We start from the raw sequence: 17,650 nt of genomic DNA on the forward strand, positions 1-17,650 counted from the left end.
CGATGTTACCCCAGAACGCCCGAATCGCCGGATCGACCATTCGAACTACCCCTGACGCCGACGATGCTCGCGGCCTTGTCGAGGCATTCCTGCCATTCGCGGTCGGGGTCGGAATCGATCGTGATCCCGCCGCCGACGCCGAGCGTCGCGGCGCCAGACGGGGTCAGGGTGACCGTGCGGATGGCGACGTTGAGATCGAGCGCACGACCGGGTCCGGCCATGCCGATGGCGCCGCAGTACACGCCGCGGGAGTGCTCCTCCCAGTCGCCCAGCAGCTCCATCGCCCGAAGTTTCGGCGTTCCGGTGACCGACGCGGGCGGGAAGGTTGCCCGCAGCATCTCGGTGTTGCCGACGGTGGGGTCGACGATCGCCTCGACCCGCGAGACCAGATGCCACACACCGGGGGCGGGCACCACCGACAGCAGGTCCGCGACGCGAACCGACCCGGTGCGCGCCAGCCGGCCGAGGTCGTTGCGGACCAGGTCGACGATCATCACGTTCTCGGCGACGTCCTTGGTCGAGGCGGTCAGCAGTTCTGGTGGGGCATCGGCAGGCAACGTTCCCTTGATCGGTGCCGACGACACGAGATTGCCGGTCCGGCGCAGGAACGACTCCGGTGAGAAGCTGGCCACCGAACCCCAGTCACCTTGCAAGAAGGCCGATTTCGCCGGCAGTGTGCGTCCGGTGATGTCGCCGAAGAACTCGAGTGGCTCGCCGCTGATCGTCCCGTCGAACCGGGTGCACAGACAGGCCTGATACACCTCGCCCGCCCGGATCGCGGCCAGACACTTCTCGATCGCGGCCAGATGCGGCTCGCGGCGCGGTTCCCGCCAACTCGCGGTCCACGACGCCGAACCCGGCGGGGCGGGCTCCTCGAGCGCGCGCTGAATCCATGGTGCGCAACCGGATCCGTCGACGTGCCGGTGACTCCAGTGCCCGTCGCGCAGCACCAGGATCTCGTCGGTGAGCCCGCCGACGGCAGGCGGCAGGGGTGCTTCGCCGGCGCGCACCGGGAAACCGAGGTAGCCGAACCAGTACCGATCCGGGTCGTCGGGCGGCGCGAAACCGGGCCGGAGCCGGATCGACGGTGCTATGACGGCATCGGCGTCCCACCAGTCGCCGACCAGGGCGGCCGGCGGCGGCAGACCGGCCGCGACGGTGTGGGCGTGCAGGGCACGCAGGACGTCGAGCGCCGGCGCGGTCACGCCTCGTGGCGGGGGAAGACCGGCGACGGCTTGGGCAGAGCGGTACCGGCGACGAGACGGTCGTCGACCGCGGTGAACTGACGACGCTCGGGATCGACGGCGAGCAGGTCGAGCAGTCGGCCCGTCGCGGTGGGCATGACCGGCTGCGAGAGCAGTGCGACCACCCGGACCACCTCGGCGCACACGTACAGCACGGTCGCGGTGCGGTCGAGGTCGGTCTTCGCGAGCTTCCACGGTTCCTGCGCCGAGATGTAGCGGTTGGTCGCGGCGAGCACCGACCAGAGGGCCTCGAGTCCGAGGTGGATCTGCTGTGCGTCGAAGTGGTCGCGCACGCGGGGGAGCAGTCCGGCGGCCTGCGCGAGGAGGGCGTCGTCCTCGGCGGTCACATCGCCGGCCGTGGGGACGACACCGTCGAAGTACTTGCCGATCATCGACAGGGTGCGCTGGGCGAGGTTGCCGAACTCGTTGGCGAGGTCGGCGTTGATCCGGCTGATGATCGCCTCGGTCGAGTACGACCCGTCCTGCCCGTAGGAGACCTCGCGCAGGAAGAAGTAGCGGACCGGGTCGAGGCCGAACTCGTCGATCAGCACGTCCGGGTCGACGACGTTGCCGACGGACTTGCTCATCTTCTCCCCGCGGTTGAACAGGAATCCGTGCGCGAACACACGTTTCGGCAGCTCGATGCCGGCGCTCATCAGGAAGGCCGGCCAGTAGACGCAGTGGAACCGGATGATGTCCTTGCCGATGATGTGCAGATCGGCCGGCCAGTAGCGTTCGAAGGTCGTGGTGTCGTCGGGGAAGCCGATCCCGGTCAGATAATTGGTGAGCGCGTCCACCCACACGTACATGACGTGCTCGGGGTGGCCGGGGACCGGGACGCCCCAGTCGAAGGTGGTGCGCGAGATCGACAGGTCGGTGAGCCCGCCCTTGATGAAGCTGACGATCTCGTTGCGCCGGACGTCCGGGCCCAGGTACTCCGGATGGGTCTCGAACAGTTCGAGCAGCTTGTCCTGGTAGGCGGACAGCCGGAAGAAGTAGGTCTGTTCCTCGGTCCACGTCACCACGTGGCCGGTGTCGGAGGCGACCCGGTTGCCGTCGGCATCGACGGAGGTGTCGGCCTCGGCGTAGAAGGTCTCGTCGCGGACGTCGTACCACCCGGAGTACGTGTCCAGGTAGATGTCGCCGGCGTCGGACATGCGCTGCCAGATCGCCTCCGACGCCCGCTTGTGATCGGCGTCGCTGGTACGGATGAAGCGATCGAAGCTCGACCCGAGCCGCACCTGCAACGCCTGGAAGCGGTCCGAGTTCCGGTTGGCGAGGTCGGCGGTGTCGACGCCCTCGGCGACCGCGGTCTGCTGCATCTTCTGACCGTGCACGTCGGTGCCGGTGAGGAAACGCACGTCGTACCCGTCGAGTCGCTTGAACCGCGCGAGGGCGTCGGCCGAGATGTATTCGTAGGCATGGCCGATGTGCGGTGCCCCGTTCGGGTAGGCGATGGCCGTGGTGATGTAGTACGGCTCGCCTGCGCCGTGCGAGGCGTGATCAGCGGATTCGGTGCGGGTCGGGTCCGTCATGGTGCCGCCAAGGATACTTGGCCGGGATGATCAGTCGATCCGGCGGTAGGGCTCGCAGCCGGGCGGCGCCTTCGGCGCGTCCCGCTTCCGGATCTCCGGGATCTGCTTGGTGACCGGATGTGAGTCGTCGAGGGTGAACTTCTCACCGTGGTGGGCGAGGTCGATCGACGGACCCTCGAGCAGCCGGTAGGTGGCCGACTCCCGGTCGATCGCGACGACCACCTTCGATTCGCGGACCATGATGCGGAACGACAGATAGGTGAGCCGGCTCGGGAGGCGCGGTGCGAACGTGATCTGGCCGCCGAAGTCGCGCATCCCCCCGAATCCCGCCACCAGGTCGGTCCACGCGCCGGCGAGCGCCGCGATGTGCAGACCGCTCGACACGTTGCTGTGCAGGTCGTGCAGGTCGGTGAAGACCGACTCGCACATGAGGTCGTAGGACAGATCGAGGTATCCGACCTCGGCGGCGACGACCGCCTCACAGCACGCCGACAACGACGAGTCCCGCACGGTCAGCGGGTAGTAGTAGTCGAAGTTGCGCAGCTTCTGTTCCGGGGTGAACGAGGATCCGAACATGTACATCGCGAAGACGAGGTCGGCCTGTTTGACCACCTGCTTGCGGTACAGGTCGTAGTAGGGATAGTTCAGCAGCAGCGGGTAGCGACCCACCGACGACTCGAAGTCCCATGCCCCGAGGAGGGTGAAGGACTCGCACTGCTGGTGGACACCGAGCGCGTCGTCGAACGGGATCGACATGTCGTCGGCGCACGACTCCCAGTGCGCCGCCTCGGCGTCGGTGACGCCGAGCTCACGGGCCAGGTCGGGGCGGCGGTGCACCGCCGTGACCGCATCGCGAAGATTCTGCTGCGCAGCGAGATTGGTGAACACATTGTTGTTCACCACGGCCGTGTACTCGTCGGGGCCGGTGACCCCGTCGATGCGGAACTTGCCGTTCACGTCGTGGTGGCCGAGGCCGGCGAAGAGTCGTGCGGTCTCGACGAGCAGCTCGACGCCGCACTCGGTTTCGAACTGTTCGTCGTCGGTGGCGCGCAGATATCGGGCGGTGGCGTTGGCGATGTCGGCGCTGACGTGGACACCGGCGGTACCCGCGGGCCAGTAGCCGGAGCATTCGTCGCCGTTGATGGACCGCCAGGGGAACATGGCACCCCGCTGGCCGAGTTCGGTGGCGCGGCTCTTGGCCTTGTCCATCGTCGCATGGCGCCAGCGCAGTTCCTCGCCCGCGGCCGCGGGCACGGTGTAGGTCAGCATCGGCAGGATGAAACTCTCGGTGTCCCAGAAGGTGTGGCCGTCGTAGCCCGGGCCGGTCAGACCTTTCGCGGGGATCGCGCGCGACTGACCTCGGGCACCCGCCTGCAGGACGTGGAACAACGCGAACCGGACCGCCTGCTGCAGCTCCGGGTCGCCGTCGAGTTCGACGTCGGCGTGGCGCCAGAAATCTTCCAGGTAGTTGATCTGGTCGGCTTTCAGTGCCTCCCAACCGGTTTCCATCGCCATCGCCAACGCGGCGTCGACCTGGGCGCGCAACGCGTCCACCGAGCGGCGCGCCGACCACCCGTACCCCATGTACTTGGTCAACGAGAGCTTGGTGCCCTGTGGCACGTTCGCCGCGACGGTGAGCCGGGCGAGGTCGGCGTCTGCGCGGATGAATGCGTCGGCCTTGTCCGGGAATTCGATCTCGTGGTCCATGCCCGCCGCGATGTGCAGGCCCGATTTCTTGGTGTGATGGACCAGCATGCCCCAGTAGTTGCGGCAGGTCGCGAGATCCGAGACCAGGGGCGAGTCCAGCGCGGCCGCCAGACGCGGGTCGTTGCCGGGCGCGGGTACCGGTTCGTTGGCCAGCAGGTCCGACTGCAGTACCAGCTTCATGTCCTCGCCGACGGGTTCCACCTCGTAGTGGATCGCGGCGATGGTCCGTTTGGTGAACGACACCAGTCGCTCGGAACGGATTCGGACGGTGCGACCGGTCGGCGAGGTCCACAGGGTGTGCCGCCGCAGCGTTCCGGTCCGGAAGTCGAGCACCCGTTCGTGCTCCACCGTGCGGCCGTAGCGCAGGTCCATCGGCTCGTCCTCGACGAGGAGCCGGATGATCTTGCCGTCGGTCACGTTGACCACCGTCTGCCCGGATTCCGGGTAGCCGTAGCCGCTTTCGGCATACGGCAGGCCACGCAGCTCGTAGAAGCCGTTGAGATAAGTTCCGGGATGATCGATCGGCTCGCCCTCTTCGAACGAGCCGCGTAGCCCGATGTGACCGTTGGACAACGCGAAGAGGGTCTCGGTCCGCCCGAGCATGTCGACGTCGACGCCGCGCCAGCGCAGTTGCCACGGATGGATGTCGAAGCCGTGGTCGGCCGTCCCCGGGCTCATGCGGACACCAACTCGTCGAGATCGTTGACGACGAGATCCGCACCCGCAGCGCGCATCGCGTCCGCCTGGCCACCGCCGACGCGATCGATGGCCACGACGTAGCCGAACTTCCCGGCGACCGCGGCCTCGACACCCGAGATCGCATCCTCGAACACGGCAGCGCTGTCGGGGGCCACCCCCATCAGTTGGGCGCCCAGCAGAAACGAGTCCGGCGCGGGTTTGCCCCGTAGCCCGCGGTCGACGATGTCGAGCCCGTCCACCCGCGCTTCCACATATTTGGTCAGATCGGCCGCATCCAGCACTGCTGCTCCGTTCTTCGACGACGTCACGACCGCGATGCGCAGGCCGGAGTCCTTGGCGGCGTCGAGGTATCGCACCGACCCGGGATACGGATCGACACCCTGTGCGTCGAGGGTCGCGACGAATTGCGCGTTCTTCCCGGAGCCGATGGCGGTGACGGTTTCCGGGTCGACGTCGTCGATCTGACGTGAGTGCAGGAATGCGCGCACACCGTCGTCGCGGGGCCGGCCGTCGACGAAATCGAGATAGTCCTGTTCGGTGAACGGGACCCAGTTCTGGGGATCCCGTTCGGAGAGGTACGCATCGAACGCCTGCTTCCACGCGTTGCGATGGAGGACGGCGGTCGACGTCAACACGCCGTCGAGATCGAAGAGGGCGACCGAAATGGCTTCTGGCAATCCCAACACACCCCGAACGCTACCTGCCCGAGCGGCTACTGGCGCGCCATGCGCGGGTATTCGACGACGCCGCAGCGACGGGTCGGTTCACGCGGAGGACGGGGTCGCGTCCGCCTCCGCGTCGTCCCAGAATCCGATGGACTCCAGGCGTGACATCAGGCGGTCGCGGGCGTCCGCGAACTGGGTGTGGATCTCGTCGCGGATCGCTCGTGCGTCGCCCGTCCGCAGATATCCGATGAGGCGCCGATGACTGGCCACCGCCTCACGACCCCACTCCGGATCCCGGGCGTACAGGTCATACGGGTTGTACTTGCTGGCCGAGAAGACGAACCACGCGAGTTTCTTGCTGTTGGCGGCGATGTTGACCTGCCGGTGGAACGCGTACTCGCGGTTGAGCACCTGGGCGTCGTCCTCGCCCTCGACCGCGGCCTCGAGCGCATCGACGATGGTCTGCATCTTGGCCAGGTGTGTGCCGAGTTCCGGGTTGTCGACGGCGTGGGTGGCCAGTCGCGCGGAGAGTTCGCCTTGCATCCAGAAGATGTCGACGATGTCGCCGCGGCTGAGCGGCTCGACGATGAATCCCCGATGGGGGGAGGACCGCACGAGTCCTTCGCCGCGCAGCGTCACCAGGGCCTCGCGCACCGGGGTCACGCTGCACCCCAGGGCAGATGCGGTGTCATCGAGTCGGATGTATTCGCCCGGGCGGAGACCGCCGGTCATGATGCGGTTGCGCAGGTAGTCGGCGACCTCGTCGGTGAGCTGCGTGCGGCGCAGCGAGACGCGGCTCATGCCGGACCCGGTCCGTCGAGGTGATCGTCGTGCACAGTCGTTCTCTTTCACTTGTGATGTGGCATCGCGCACCGTCGCGTGCGACGGGCAGGCCATCGCGGGCCAGACGACGCCGCCGCATCAACCGTACTTTCCTGGCCGTGTGTGGGCGACCATCCCGGTCAGTGGCGGTCGCGCCGCCGCCCTGATCGGTCCGGACCGACACCGGTGCGCCGCGAGGTCACACGATGGCCCGGTCGTGCTTCATGCGGTACCGCAGATCGCGTACCAGCATGCGGCTGCTCCCGAACCGGATCGACTTCGGCATCCCCTTGTTGACGCCGGAGACGAGCCGGAACAGACGCTCGAAGCGCCGTTGGTCCTTGCCGGTCCACTCGAGACCCAGCTGGTCACGGAACAGCGGCGGCAGGGTGCCGATGGTCAGGAAGCGGAGCAGATTGTGGAACGGAAGCCGGATGAGTGGATTGATCATCCTCAGGTCGACGAGGTCGTTGAGGAAATCCGAGGTCCGTTCGTCGATCACGACACGCTCGCAGGCGATGTTCCAGAATCGGTCGAACTCCGCGCGTGTCGCGGGCCACATGTCCTCGGGCACCTGCAGCGTGGTGCCGAGGGTCTTGGCGGACTGGTAGAACTCGTCGGCGTCGGCGGGACTCATGACGCCGTGGAGCAGTTGATGGGTGTCCTCGATACCGACGAACAGGCATGCGGCAACCCACATCTGCAGTTCGGGGTTGAACGCGTTGTACTTGACCGGGCTCTGTTCGTCGGACTTGACGTGGCGGTGGGCCGCATTGACCGCGTCGCGGAACGCCGCCTTCTCCGCATCGTCGCCGAGGATGGCGATCGCAAGGTACTGAGCGGTCGTCCGTGCACGTTTCCACGGGTGCGACATCAGCGCGCCGGATTCGACCTTGCTCTCCATGACCCCATAGGCGACCTCGGGCCAGCCGAGCTGCATCACCACGTTGGATGCGGCGCCCGCGAAGGCCCAGAAGTCGACCGCCTCCTGGATACGCGCCGGCTTGCGTTTGCTCGTGGTCCGCGTCCGTCGGCCCGAGATCTCGATCCGGGTCTGCGCCGTGGTCAGTTCCGGCGTCGTCTGCTCGATAGGGGGAAGGTAACTCGTGGGCATGAGTTCTCGCCTTTCCGTGGGTGATGACCGTTGACGGCTCCGAGCGTGTCACCGCGTGTGCTCCACGCAGCTCACCTGCTCGGCGGCGGGCCCCGCCCCGACCGTGGGGTCGGAGCCCGGGCCCGGGGCGGGCATCTCGAACACCATCGCATCTCCGGCTCGTGCGGCCCCCGCCCCGCACAGTCACCCCGACCGTGACTGTGATCCGCAACGCATGTTGAACGTACCGCATCTGTTTCATATATGAAATCTGAAACATGGTGGTCGGGCGCATCGGTGGGGAATTCGGTTGGTCAGACGACCTGCGGCGGCGATCATGGACCGATGACTCGGCGTTTCGCACAAGTGGATGTCTTCTCGTCGGTTCCGGTTGCCGGCAATCCGGTCGCCGTCGTGGTCGACGGGGACGGCCTGACCGACGACCAGATGGCCGCATTCGCGCGCTGGACGAATCTCTCGGAGACCACGTTCGTGCTGCCCGCGACCCATCCCGATGCCGATTACCGTCTGCGGATCTTCACGCCCGCCGGTGAGCTGCCGTTCGCCGGGCATCCCACCCTGGGTTCGGCGCACGCCTGGCTGGAGGCCGGGGGCACGGCGAAGGGGGAGCGGATCGTGCAGGAATGCGGGGTCGGCCTGGTGCCGATCCGCACCGAGGCCGGTCGGCTGTCGTTCGCCGCCCCACCGCGGACCCGCTCCGGCCCGGTCGAGGAGGCGACGGTGCTCGACGTCGCCCACGCGCTCGGACTCGACCGCGACGAGGTCGTCGCCGCGGAATGGGTTGCCAACGGTCCGGAGTGGATGGCGTTGCTGCTCAGCTCGGGTGACCGGGTCCTCGAGGTCGAACCCGACATGACCGCGCTGGGCCACCACGAGGTGGGGCTGATCGGCCCCTACTCCGGCGGACTACCCGACGAACCGCAGGTCACCTTCGAAGTACGAGCGTTCGTCCCCGGCCAGGGCATCCCGGAGGACCCGGTCACCGGCAGTCTGAATGCCGGTATCGCGGTGTGGTTACGGCAGGACGGTCGTGTCCCGGCCGCCTACGTCGCCGCCCAGGGCACCGCGCTCGGGCGATCGGGCCGGGTACACATTGCCGACGACGGGACCGACATCTGGGTGGGGGGCGTGGCCACCACGGTCATCGCTGGCACAGTGGAGCTGTGAGCGAGTCAGGGGGCACCGAAGCGGTCGCGCACGACGAGACCGAGAGCAACAAGGCGGCCCGCAAGCGTCGTCGTCGGGAGCCGCCGCCCGATCCGACGCCATTGCCCGGCCTCGTCGACGCACACACCCATCTCGCCGCGTGCGGTGGCCGCGACCCGGACGCGGTACGGGCGATCCTCGACCACGCGAGCGCGGTCGGGGTGGCGCAGGTGATCACCGTCGCCGACGACATGGTCGATGCGCGGTGGGCGATGGCGGCGGCCGACTGGGATCCGAGGGCATTCGCGGCCGTCGCGTTGCATCCCACCCATGCCGCCGAGCTCCACGACGCCGCGAAGGCCGAACTCGAGGAGATGGTCGCCGATCCGCGGGTCGTCGCCGTCGGCGAGACCGGTCTCGATCACTATTGGCCGGGCCGCTCCGAGGCGTGCGCGAGCCCCGAGACGCAGGCGGAGGCCTTCCGCTGGCACATCGATCTCGCCAAGCGGGTCGATAAACCGTTGATGATCCACAACCGTGAGGCCGACCGGGACCTGCTGGACATCCTGGCCGACGAGGGCGCGCCGGACACCGTGATCATGCACTGCTTCTCCGGTGATCAAAACGTTGCACAGGAATGCGTCGAGCGCGGATACATCCTCAGTTTCGCCGGCACGGTGAGCTTCGCGAACGCCGCAGAACTGCGTGCCGCGGCGCGGATCGTCCCGGACCACCAGATCCTGGTGGAGACCGACGCGCCGTTCCTGACCCCACATCCCTACCGCGGCCAGCCAAATCAGTCCTACTGCCTGCCGTACACCGCGCGCGCACTCGCGCAGGTCCGGGGCGTCGACGATGCGGACATGGCGCAGATCCTGGGCGACAACGCGCGCCGGGTCTACCGGTTACCTTTGCAGTAATCACGCCTGTTCGTTATCGTATTGTGATCCCGCTGCCTGGGGGCAGCGATTCCGGCCGATACGGGCAGCGCAGCAAGTGCAGGCCCTGGGGGTGTTCGGGGTCGCTGGTGATCGCAGCGCGGACGCAATTGTCCCCGACCAGGATGTTCCGTCTTGTCTGTTCTCGCCCGCATCAACAACTCGAAATCGACCCGCGCGCGGGTGGCCGTCGGAGCCGTCCTGGCCACCCTCACCGCAGGCGGCATCATGGGCATCGCCATGCACAAGAACGTTCAACTCACCATTGACGGTCATGTGCAGGAGGTGTCGACCATGGCGATGTCGGTCGACTCGGTGCTGCGTTCGCAGGGCTTCGAACCGGAGGCAGGCGACCACGTGTCGCCCTCGCTGGACTCCGGTGTCGCCGACGGCCAGAACATCACCTTCAACCGGCTCAAAGAGGTCGATCTCGAGGTCGACGGCACACTCCGCACGGTCGAGACCACCGCGATCGACGTCCACGGATTGCTGGCCGAGCACGGACTCGCCGACAGCGCCATGGAACTCAACTTCGCGGCCCGCGACGCCCTGCCGGTCGACGGCGCCTTCGTCGACGTCACCACGCCCAAGCAGGTGACCCTGGTCGACGGCGGAGACCGTTCGCGGCCGGTCATCGCGGCCAAGACGGTCGCCGACCTGCTCGAGGAAGCCGGCAACCCCCTCGCCGGCGACGACGAGGTCGTCCCGGCAGCGCAGACACCCGTCACCGAGGACATGCGGATCAAGGTGACCCGAATCCGCACCGAGGACTCCACCGTCACCGAGGACGTGGCCCCGCCGGAGATCGAGAAGAAGGACCCCACCCTGGTCCGCGACCGCAAGGTGGTGCTCAAGCCGGGCAAGCCGGGTGAGGCCCGCGTCACGTACTCGATCACGACGGTGAACGGCAAGGTCGTCAAGCGCGAGAAGATCAATTCGGAGGTGCTCACCGAACCGGTCGCGGCGACCGTTCGGATCGGCACGAAGCCGGGCGCCCCGTTCGTTCCGCACGGATCGGTGTGGGATTCGCTGGCGCAGTGCGAGGCAACCGGGAACTGGGCGATCAACACCGGCAACGGGTTCTACGGCGGCGTCCAGTTCGATCAGAACACCTGGGAGCGGTGGGGCGGTACCGAGTACGCCCCGCGCGCAGATCTCGCCACCCGTGAGGAGCAGATCGCCATCGCCAAGAAGACCCAGGCCGCTCAGGGCTGGGGCGCCTGGCCGTCCTGCTCGTCGAAGCTGGGACTCCGCTGAGCGACACACCGAACGACCCGCCGCGCCTCCTGGGACCCGCGCAGATCCGAACGCTGGCAGCAGAGATCGGCGTCCGGCCCACCAAGACCCTCGGCCAGAACTTCGTCCATGACGGCAACACGGTGCGTCGGATCGTCGCCGAGTCGGGCGTCGGACCCGACGACGTGGTCCTCGAGGTCGGGCCCGGACTGGGATCACTCACCCTGGCGTTGCTGGGTGCGGCCGGCCGGGTGATCGCGGTCGAGATCGACCCCGTCCTCGCAGCTCGGCTACCCGCCACCGTGGCGGAGTTCGCCCCGCTGCAGGCGCCACAGTTCGAGGTCGTGACGGCCGACGCGCTGTCCGTGGTGCGGTCCGACCTACCGGCCGCCCCGACGGCGCTCGTGGCGAATCTGCCCTACAACGTCGCGGTTCCTGTGCTGTTGCACCTCCTCGCCGAATTCCCCACCATCGCCACGGCTTTGGTGATGGTCCAGGCCGAGGTGGCGGACCGTCTCGCGGCCGGACCGGGTGGTCGCGTGTACGGGGTGCCGAGCGTCAAGGCCCGCTATTTCGGCACGGTCCGACGGGCCGGCTCCGTGGGACGCAACGTGTTCTGGCCAGAACCCAAGGTCGAATCCGGACTCGTCCGGATCGACCGCACCGCCACCCACTCCGCCGATCCGTCGGTCCGCGACGAGGTCTTCCGGGTCATCGACGCCGCCTTCGCCCAGCGACGCAAGACGCTGCGCTCGGCACTCGCCGGCTGGGCGGGCAGTCCCGTCGAGGCGGAACGGCGACTGCGGGCCGCCGACATCGATCCCGGTCTCCGCGGCGAGAGACTCGACGTCGACGGTTTCGTCCGGCTCGCCGCGGTCGCCCGTACCTGAGCGCCGATCCTCCCGCCGGCACCCTCTCGATTACGCTGGACTCCTGTGTCTCGAGCGTCGTTGTCGGTGGTGTCCGACTCGGTCACCGTGCGGGTGCCGGCGAAGGTCAATCTGCACCTCGGTGTGGGGCCGCTCCGCGACGACGGGTTCCACGATCTGGTGACCGTGTTCCAGGCACTGTCACTGTGCGACGACATCCGGCTGAGCCCGGCGAACGAGCTGCGCGTGACGACGCGGGGCGAGGGGGCCGCCGATGTCCCCGCCGACGCCACCAATCTCGCCGTTCGTGCGGTCAACGAGGTCGCTCGACGAGCGGACCGGCCGGCGCGGGTCGCGATCGACATCGACAAGCGGATTCCGGTGGCGGGTGGCATGGCAGGCGGCAGTGCGGACGCCGCCGGTGCGCTCGTCGGGGCGGCCGCGCTGTGGGGGCTCGACATCGACCGCGACGATCTGACCGAGATGGCCGCAGCGCTCGGCAGCGACGTCCCGTTCGCGCTGCACGGCGGCACCGCCCTGGGCACCGGCCGGGGTGAGCGGTTGATGCCCATCCTCGCGCGAGGCGAGTTCCACTGGGTGCTCGCGATCGCGCGATCCGGTCTGTCCACGCCCGCGGTGTACGGCGAACTGGATCGCCTACGGGAAAGCCGCCCCGACTCCGACATCATCACCACGCGTCCCGACGAACTGATGGCAGCGCTCACGTCGGGCGATCCCCGGGTCGTGGCGCCGCTGCTGCACAACGACCTTCAACCGGCGGCCTTGAGCCTGCAGCCCGCACTGCGGCGGACGTTGCGAGCGGGCGTCGACGCGGGTGCCCTCAACGGGATCGTCTCCGGGTCGGGGCCCACGTGTGCGTTCCTGTGCGCGGACGAGACGTCGGCGGTCAACGTCGCGGCGGAACTGTCGGGGGTCGGGGTGGCTCGTGCGGTGCGGACCGCCAGCGGTCCGGTCCCCGGCGCCCGGCTGCTGCACGACTGAACGACCGGCGATCGGGACCGGTCAGCTACCGAACACGTTGATCGCGTTGCCGTAGGCGCGCAACGACGCGATGGACCCGTTGTAACGGTTGAGATCGACCCGGGCCGGCACTCCGGGCAGCCGCCCGGAATCGGTGAACTGCCAGAACGTCCAGGTGCGCCAACCGCCAAGCGGCATCTGCGGCGCCGCGCGACCGCGGTAATCCGCGATCCACAACGGATGATCGGCGAACTCGCGCGTGCCGCCCATCGCCGTGTTCCAGAAGTTCGGGTAGGTGTACAGGATCGTCTTTCGGCCGGTGAGCGGTTCGAGCACGGCGAAGAACTCGCGGACCCACGCGGCGAGCGCGCGGGGGCCGAGCCCGCCGGAGTGCTCGAGGTCGAGGACCGGCGGCAGGTCGAGGATGCCGTTCTGCCCCAGCACGATCGTCGCGTAGAACAGGGCCTGCTCGGTGGCCGACCGGCTGGGGTCGGCGTAGTGGTAGGTGCCGCGGATGAGGCCCGCCGCGCGCATCGCCAGGCTGTCGGAGATGAAATAAGGGTTGATGTACCAGGTGGATTCGGTCGCCTTGACCATCGCCATCGGCTGTCCGGAGGCGCGGACCGCGAACCAGTTGATGCTCGCGCCGTTCGGATGCTGCCAACTCGAGACGTCGGGGCCCACCTGGGGTGCCGCCGACGACTCGGGGATCGACACCATCGCACCGGAGAGCCCGACGACGGCCGTGGCGGCCACCGTGATGATCATTCGCCGGACGATCACGGCTCGACACTAGGCGTCCGGCGGGCGCTGCGCAGACCTTCGGCGACACTCGCCCCGCCATCCATGTCCACGGCGGTGTCCGCGGTCACGCCGAGGCCCGTTGCTAGGGTTTTCCGAGTGGCACCCCCGAACCCGGTCGCGCTCATCAACGCCGACCGCATCAGCAAGAGCTACGGCGTCAAACCGCTGCTCGACGAGGTGTCGCTCGGTGTTCACGAAGGCCAGCGGATCGGCGTGGTCGGCCTCAACGGCGGCGGCAAGACGACACTGCTGGAGATCCTCGGCGGGATCACCGAACCGGACAGCGGCCGGGTGTCACACGCCGGCGGCATCCGCGTCGCCACGGTCACCCAGCGCGGCGAACTGCCCGCCGGCGCAACCGTCGCCGAGGTCGTCGTCGGCGGTCCCGATGTCGCCGTCCACGAATGGGCAGGCGATCCCCGGATCCGCGGCATCCTCACCGGTATCGGCGTCGACGAACTGCTCGACGCGCGCGTCGACGAGTTGTCGGGTGGTCAGCGGCGCCGCGTCGGACTGGCCGCGGCCCTGGTCTCCGACGCCGACCTGCTGATCCTCGACGAACCGACCAACCACCTCGACGTCGAGGGCGTGCAGTGGCTGGCCGAGCATCTGGTGTCGCGCCGCAGTGCCCTCGTGGTCGTCACGCACGACCGATGGTTCCTCGACACCGTGGCCACCCGGACGTGGGAGGTGCATTCCGGTGTCGTCGACGACTACGAAGGCGGCTACAACGATTGGATCTTCGCTCGTGCGGAACGGTCGCGCCTCGCCGATGCCGCCGAGGAGCGCCGACGTAACCTCGCGCGCAAGGAGCTCGCCTGGCTGCGGCGCGGCCCGCCCGCGCGTACGTCCAAGCCGCGCTACCGCATCGAGGCAGCCGAACGCCTGATCGCCGACGTACCGCCGCCGCGGGACACGGTGACCCTGTCCGCCTTCGCCAAACGACGACTCGGCCGTGTCGCCGTCGAACTCGAGGACGCCCGCATCGCCACGCCGGCATCCGACGTCCTGCTCGACGACCTCACGTGGCGACTCGCCCCCGGTGAACGGATCGGTCTGGTCGGCGTCAACGGATCGGGCAAGACGACTCTGTTGCGTGCGCTCGCCGGAGAGGTCGACGTCTCGCCGGGCCGCCGCATCGAGGGCACCACAGTGCAGATCGGGTGGCTGCGTCAGGAACTCGACGACCTCGACGAGAATCAACGTGTCCTCGACGCCGTCGAAGCGGTGGCAACCCGGATCATGGTGGGGGACAAGGAACTCTCCGCCTCGCAGCTTGCCGAACGCCTGGGGTTCAGCCCCGCCCGGCAGCGCACACCGATTGCCGACCTGTCCGGCGGCGAACGTCGCCGTCTGCAGATGACCTGCGTGCTGATGTCCGAACCCAACGTCCTGCTGCTCGACGAGCCGACCAACGACCTCGACATCGACACGCTGCAGCAGGTGGAAGACCTGCTCGACAGCTGGGCGGGCACGCTTGTGGTGATCAGTCACGACCGCTACCTGATCGAACGGATCTGCGACAGCACCTGGGCGTTGTTCGGGGACGGCCGACTCACCAATCTGCCGGGCGGGATCGAGCAATACCTGCAGCGTCGCCGCGACATCGCCGGCTCGCGCCAGAAGACCGGCAGTGCCGTCGGACAGTCCGCGGCGGCGGCACCCACATCCGCGACGCCGGCGCCGACGGTCAGCGCCGCCGAACACCGCGAGGCGCGCAAGGCGATGAACCGCCTGGAGCGTCAGATCGACCAGTTGGCCGCGCGAGAAGAGCGACTGCACGTCGAACTGGCCGAGGCCGCCACTGACCCGGATCGGCTCGTCGTGCTGAACACCGAACTGCGTCAAGTCGTCGCGGACAAGGAAACCGCCGAGGCGGCATGGCTGGAGTCCGCCGAGAAGGTCGAATGACCGACGCGGCGCGGCGGATCAGCGGCGGATGGCGGCGTTGACCATCGACGCGATCGCGATCGCTCCGGCCTGATTGATGTGATACGGGTAGGCGATACTGCCGTTCGACAACGAACTCTCGTACCACGGGTTGATCAGATTGCACGGGTCGTGGCCGGCCGACCGCCGGTTGGCGTCGATGAATGTTCCGTCGACCTTGGTGGTGGCGCGGCGCAGTGCGTCGCCGGCCCGATCGAACACCCGGTTCATCCACCGGACATCGGGATCACTGACCGGCACCATCGGCCAGCAACCGTGATTACCCATGAATCCGCCGATCCCCACGACGATGATCTGGGCGCGCGGTGCCTTCTTCCGGATCGCGCGCAGGGCGGGTGTCACCCGGTTCTCCATGCGGGCGATGCGCCAGCGGACCTCTTGCTCGAGCTGCGGATTGTGCCGGCACCGACGATCGTTCAGCGGAGCGGTGTTGCACCGGGAGAGGATGGCACCCCACCGCATGTCGTTGCCGCCGATGCTGACCGTGATCACCTGGGCGTCGCGCGGGACGAGGTGCAGCTGCGGGGGTTTGGCACCGACATTCGTCCGCTGCGCGGTCCGGTAGAGGTGCGGGGCCTGTGCGCCGGCGCACGAGGTGTCCACGAAGTGCCGCGGTAGGGTCATCACCGCGACGACCGCGGGATAGTTGAACGCCGAGCGTTTGCACCCGAGGAAGTAGTCGGGCGTCGGGGTGAAGAAGCCGCCGGATGCGCGCGAATCACCCATCGCGACATAGGGTCCACCGGTGTAGCGGACCGGTGTCGGTTCCGGCGCCGCGTGTGCCGACGATATTGTCGCGGCCAGCGTCACCACCGTCAGAACCGTGGTCAACGTCGCGATGATGCCGCGTCGGATGCGCGGCACTCCGACCCGAACCCGTCGAGAAGAACCCATGTGTGGCGAAACCCCCTGGATGTCCCCTGGGATTCTAGGGGACGACCCGACTCGTATGTGACGAGAGTCGCGACGTCACCACCGGTCCCTGAGCTGAGGAGCGAGGCGCCGACGCCACCACCGGTCCCTGAGGAGCGAGGCGCCGACGTCACCACCGGTCCCTGAGGAGCGAGGCGCTAGCCGAGCGTCACGAAGGGCCGCCCACCCGCAGTTCGTCACACCGGCGCGCGAAGTCGGTGATCATCGTCGCGGTCTCGGCCGGCTGGATCAGCGGGAACAGGTGACTGGCCCGTGGGATGACGTGGACTTCGGCGCGCGATGACACGGCACCGAACCGCTGCTCGTGGACCCGGAACTGATCCCATCCACCGTTGACGAAGGCGATCGGGCCGGGGTAGCGCGCGACCTCGGTGAGGGCATCGAAGTCCGCGAGCTCGGCGACGACATCGCGGATGGAGTGCAGCGCCAGACCCCCGGCCTCCATATCGCGCGCAACGCGACCGCCGACGGCGAGCCGGGTGAGTCCCTTGCTGATCGCGGCTGCCTGGCGGGGCAGGACGCTGGTCGCGGCGCCGAACGCCTGGAACGGGGCGGCGTAGAGCCGACTCGGCTGGGCCGTCGCACACATCGCGACCAGTCCGGCCACCGCCTCAGGGTGGCGCCCGGCCGTGGCCATCGCCACGTACCCGCCGAGGGACATCCCGGCAACCACCGCGGGTCTGCCGAGTTCGTCGATCGCCGCGAGAACGGTCTTCACCGCGTCGTCGATCCCGAACTTCTCGGCTGCACGTGTGCCGTGTCCGGGGAGATCCGGCGTGCTCACCGGCCTGTCGGTGATCCCGCCGGCGATGCGGTGCAGGGCCGCGCCACTGACGCGGAGTCCGTGGACCAGGACGACGGGGGTGGCGGCGGCCGGGTCATCACCGATATCGATGATTCCCCGCGCAGTGCTCGCAGGCCGTTGGTGCGCGCATGGCGGTCGGCGGCCTGGGTCGTCAGGGTTCTGCATTCTCGTCCGCTCTGTGTCAGTAACCGGTCCGCTGGCT

15 protein-coding genes are annotated in these 17,650 nt (G+C 68.3%); 6 read left to right on the plus strand and 9 right to left on the minus strand.

Annotation, left to right across the window (positions count from 1 at the left end; translation table 11 throughout):
- Positions 1–5: 5 nt before the first annotated feature.
- The 6 genes from V1Y59_RS14690 to V1Y59_RS14715 form a co-directional block, all read right to left on the minus strand.
- Positions 6–1,205, minus strand: coding sequence for an aminodeoxychorismate synthase component I (locus V1Y59_RS14690; protein WP_330505703.1), 1,200 nt, complete (start codon positions 1,203–1,205; stop codon positions 6–8).
- Complete coding sequence (gene metG / locus V1Y59_RS14695) at positions 1,202–2,779, minus strand: methionine--tRNA ligase (protein WP_330505704.1); 1,578 nt, start codon at positions 2,777–2,779, stop codon at positions 1,202–1,204. Before metG ends, V1Y59_RS14690 begins: the two co-directional genes overlap by 4 nt.
- 30 nt (positions 2,780–2,809) lie before the next feature.
- On the minus strand, positions 2,810–5,164 hold the full coding sequence (locus tag V1Y59_RS14700; protein WP_330505705.1) for a glycoside hydrolase family 65 protein: 2,355 nt from the start codon (positions 5,162–5,164) through the stop codon (positions 2,810–2,812).
- Entirely contained in the window at positions 5,161–5,871 is a 711-nt protein-coding gene (locus V1Y59_RS14705) for an HAD family hydrolase (protein ID WP_330505706.1), read from the minus strand. Before V1Y59_RS14705 ends, V1Y59_RS14700 begins: the two co-directional genes overlap by 4 nt.
- A gap of 78 nt (positions 5,872–5,949) precedes the next feature.
- On the minus strand, positions 5,950–6,651 hold the full coding sequence (locus V1Y59_RS14710; protein WP_330505707.1) for a GntR family transcriptional regulator: 702 nt from the start codon (positions 6,649–6,651) through the stop codon (positions 5,950–5,952).
- A 220-nt stretch (positions 6,652–6,871) separates the two neighbouring features.
- Positions 6,872–7,786: an oxygenase MpaB family protein gene (locus V1Y59_RS14715; protein WP_330505708.1), complete on the minus strand. Its 915-nt coding sequence runs from the start codon at positions 7,784–7,786 to the stop codon at positions 6,872–6,874.
- Positions 7,787–8,110: 324 nt separating this feature from the next.
- Here V1Y59_RS14715 and V1Y59_RS14720 point away from each other — a divergent pair, with 324 nt between their 5' ends.
- The 5 genes from V1Y59_RS14720 to V1Y59_RS14740 all read left to right on the plus strand — a co-directional run bounded on the left by V1Y59_RS14720 (position 8,111) and on the right by V1Y59_RS14740 (position 12,977).
- Positions 8,111–8,953 (plus strand): PhzF family phenazine biosynthesis protein, encoded by an 843-nt coding sequence (locus V1Y59_RS14720; RefSeq protein ID WP_330505709.1) that lies wholly within the window; start codon positions 8,111–8,113, stop codon positions 8,951–8,953.
- Positions 8,950–9,852, plus strand: a complete 903-nt coding sequence (locus V1Y59_RS14725) for a TatD family hydrolase (RefSeq protein WP_330505710.1) — start codon at positions 8,950–8,952, stop codon at positions 9,850–9,852. The genes V1Y59_RS14720 and V1Y59_RS14725 overlap by 4 nt, the downstream gene beginning before the upstream one ends.
- Before the next feature lie 153 nt (positions 9,853–10,005).
- Entirely contained in the window at positions 10,006–11,127 is a 1,122-nt protein-coding gene (locus V1Y59_RS14730; RefSeq protein WP_330505711.1) for a resuscitation-promoting factor, read from the plus strand.
- A complete protein-coding gene (rsmA, locus tag V1Y59_RS14735) occupies positions 11,091–11,996 on the plus strand; it encodes a 16S rRNA (adenine(1518)-N(6)/adenine(1519)-N(6))-dimethyltransferase RsmA (protein WP_330505731.1) in 906 nt (301 codons plus the stop codon). The genes V1Y59_RS14730 and rsmA overlap by 37 nt, the downstream gene beginning before the upstream one ends.
- A 45-nt stretch (positions 11,997–12,041) precedes the next feature.
- Positions 12,042–12,977: a 4-(cytidine 5'-diphospho)-2-C-methyl-D-erythritol kinase gene (locus V1Y59_RS14740; protein ID WP_330505712.1), complete on the plus strand. Its 936-nt coding sequence runs from the start codon at positions 12,042–12,044 to the stop codon at positions 12,975–12,977.
- A 21-nt stretch (positions 12,978–12,998) separates the two neighbouring features.
- Here the strand turns inward: V1Y59_RS14740 and V1Y59_RS14745 are convergent, their stop codons facing one another.
- The gene (locus tag V1Y59_RS14745) at positions 12,999–13,724 is read right to left on the minus strand and encodes a glycoside hydrolase family 25 protein (protein ID WP_330505732.1); all 726 of its coding nucleotides are present in this window, start codon (positions 13,722–13,724) and stop codon (positions 12,999–13,001) included.
- A 132-nt stretch (positions 13,725–13,856) separates the two neighbouring features.
- On the opposite strand from V1Y59_RS14745, the gene V1Y59_RS14750 reads away from it, so the two are divergent.
- Positions 13,857–15,671 carry an ABC-F family ATP-binding cassette domain-containing protein gene (locus V1Y59_RS14750; RefSeq protein ID WP_330505713.1) on the plus strand — a complete coding sequence of 605 codons (1,815 nt, stop codon included), beginning with the start codon at positions 13,857–13,859 and terminating at the stop codon, positions 15,669–15,671.
- 18 nt (positions 15,672–15,689) lie between these two features.
- Here the strand turns inward: V1Y59_RS14750 and V1Y59_RS14755 are convergent, their stop codons facing one another.
- Together V1Y59_RS14755 and V1Y59_RS14760 are read right to left on the minus strand one after the other, a co-directional pair.
- Positions 15,690–16,604 carry an SGNH/GDSL hydrolase family protein gene (locus V1Y59_RS14755; RefSeq protein WP_330505714.1) on the minus strand — a complete coding sequence of 305 codons (915 nt, stop codon included), beginning with the start codon at positions 16,602–16,604 and terminating at the stop codon, positions 15,690–15,692.
- Between the two features lie 187 nt (positions 16,605–16,791).
- Positions 16,792–17,613, minus strand: coding sequence for an alpha/beta fold hydrolase (locus tag V1Y59_RS14760; RefSeq protein ID WP_330505715.1), 822 nt, complete (start codon positions 17,611–17,613; stop codon positions 16,792–16,794).
- Positions 17,614–17,650 lie beyond the last annotated feature (37 nt).

This window comes from Gordonia prachuapensis, assembly GCF_036350515.1.
GTDB classification, from domain to species: domain Bacteria; phylum Actinomycetota; class Actinomycetes; order Mycobacteriales; family Mycobacteriaceae; genus Gordonia; species Gordonia prachuapensis.